Source organism: Vibrio sp. 10N.222.48.A3, from assembly GCF_041475345.1.
In the GTDB taxonomy this organism is placed as follows: Bacteria; Pseudomonadota; Gammaproteobacteria; order Enterobacterales; family Vibrionaceae; genus Vibrio; species Vibrio tasmaniensis_A.
On record NZ_JBFRVX010000138.1, the window covers coordinates 1 to 2,297 of the forward strand.

Below are 2,297 nucleotides of genomic sequence, written 5' to 3' on the forward strand. Positions count from 1 at the left end.
GGTAAGGTGATTTGATCAGGTAACAGCATGGTATCTAGGTCGATAAAGGTTGCGGCAATCAATGCAAAGGTGAAAAAAATCAAAGCAATGGCGTAGTAACTGAAACCAAAGTGGCTAGCCACTACGGTGCATAGTATTGCAGTCAGCAGTTCGACCAATGGATAGCGAGCACTGATTGGGTTAGCACAGCTATGACACTTACCTTTCAAGAACAACCAGCTTAATACTGGAACATTGTCGACGATTCTTAATTGGGTTTTACATTTCGGGCAAGCCGAACGAGGGATACTGAGATTGAACTTCCCCTCTGGCGCTGGAATTTTATATTGAGAGAAATACTCCGAGCACTCTTGTTGCCACTCTCGTTCCATCATAATCGGTAAACGGTGTATGACTACGTTGAGGAAACTGCCAATAAGAAGGCTAAAAATGAAAGCTAATACGGGGAATAGCCAAGGATAGTAGTGAAATACTTCCATAGTGTCCTTTACCACTTAATCAATACAAGCAGTGGTTCTCTGCTTGAGGGGTGTTTGGTTGCTTTTAGCTATCCTAACACACTCATAAGATTAAAGATCGGTAAGTACATCGCGACAACAAGCCCACCAATAGCGGTGCCTAAAAATACGATGATCAGTGGCTCTAGAATCTTACCTAAATTATCGACGGTGTTGTCGACTTCAAATTCATAAATAGATGCGATTTTATTGAGCATGTCATCAAGGTTACCGGACTCTTCTCCTATCATGACCATCTGCAAAACCATCTCAGGAAAGGCATCGGTATTGCGCATCGCGATATACATCGGCATGCCAGCGGCAGTTTCACGATGAACCTCGATGATGGCCGATTCATAATGCAAGTTACCTGCGGTTTTGGCTGTGGTCTTCAGGCTGGTTAAAATAGGAATCCCTGAACTAAAACTGGTTGATAAGGTTCGGCTGAATTTGGCGATTGAGGCTTTGGCCAATACTCCGCCAAGAATAGGGAATCGCAAGCCTAGACGGCTGAATGATAAACGAATGGAATAAGACCGTTGACGTAGTTGGTAGGTAAATAATGTGACTAACCATATGCCAACAGCAGCATAAAGACTGTAAGCCTGTACCCAATGCGAAAGGGAGAGTACTTGTTGAGTAAACCAAGGGAGATCTGCCCCGAAGCCTGAAAACATCGATTCAAATTCAGGAATGACCATGGTGAGCATTAAGTAAGAGACAGTCAAAGCGACAGCGACCACCATTGTGGGGTAAATCAGTGCTTTTATGACCTTAGACTTTAGCTGCTCACTCTTTTCTCTATAGGTTGCTAAGCGCTCAAAGACTTGCGCTAGGTTTCCGGAAAGCTCGCCAGTAGCGACCAAGTCGGTGTACAGGTCGTCAAAGTGAGAGCTTGCCGTCCGCATCGCTTTTGATATAGGGGTTCCCGCTTCGACACCTCGACAGATGTGCAATAGAATTGATTTCATTTCAGCTTTACGGTGATTGTCTGACACTAGCTTAATGGCCTGAACGATAGGCACGCCAGTGGCAAGCATGGTCGCAAGTTGTCGAGTCAAAATGGTGATGTCTTTGGCTTTGACTCGGTGTGTTAAACGAGTGACTGCTGAGATGCTTTTCTTTTTGATTTTCTTAATCTGAATATGCTGATCTTTGAGCTTTTCTCGTACTTCTAATTCAGCGAGTGCCAAGGTTTGCCCTGACACCTTTTTGCCTGAGCTGTTTATGCCTTTCCAGTGGTAGTTTTTTAATTGTGACTGCAGTTTAGTGCTCATGAGTGCTCCGATGGATTATAGATACAGAACACGTTGCAGTTCTTGATAGCTGGTGGTGCCTTCAAGCAACTTATCGATACCGGATTCTTGCAGTGTTCTCATTCCTTCTCTACGCGCGAGATCTTCAATCTCTAACGCGTTAGGTTTATTGATCAGACTATTTTTTAGTTTGTCGGTGAACGGCATTACTTCGTAGATACCTACTCGACCGGAATAGCCCTGATTACACTCATTGCACCCTTGTGGGGTGGCTTTGTAGAGTGTTTGATTGTTAGGAATAGAGTGACGTAGAAATATGTCCGGCGAGTTGTCAGCTGCTTTACAGTGGTTACACAGCCGCCTTGCCAGTCGCTGCGCGATAATCAGGCTCAATGACGAAGCGAGGTTAAAGGGTTCTATCCCCATATGGGCGAGCCGAGTCACGGTTTCCGAAGCTGAGTTAGTATGGAGTGTCGAGAGGACTAAGTGACCCGTTTGCGACGCTTTGATCGCGATCTCTGCGGTTTCTAAATCACGGATCTCA

Annotated in this window: 3 protein-coding genes; all 3 read right to left on the reverse strand. The window is 45.1% G+C overall.

Annotated features, from left to right (window positions below):
- The coding region (locus AB4653_RS05160; protein ID WP_372103491.1) for an A24 family peptidase at nt 1-479 on the reverse strand (479 nt) is incomplete at its 3' end.
- 68 nt (nt 480-547) lie between these two features.
- Complete coding sequence (locus AB4653_RS05165) at nt 548-1,774, reverse strand: type II secretion system F family protein (RefSeq protein ID WP_009847603.1); 1,227 nt, start codon at nt 1,772-1,774, stop codon at nt 548-550.
- A gap of 15 nt (nt 1,775-1,789) precedes the next feature.
- Nucleotides 1,790-2,297, reverse strand: a 508-nt coding sequence (locus tag AB4653_RS05170) for a GspE/PulE family protein (protein ID WP_372103494.1), incomplete at its 5' end; no start/stop codon positions are given.

Coding starts and splice junctions, on each gene's coding strand:
- AB4653_RS05165 (WP_009847603.1), bottom strand. CDS start 1,774: ATGAGCACTAAACTGCAGTCACAATTAAAAAACTACCACTGGAAAGGC.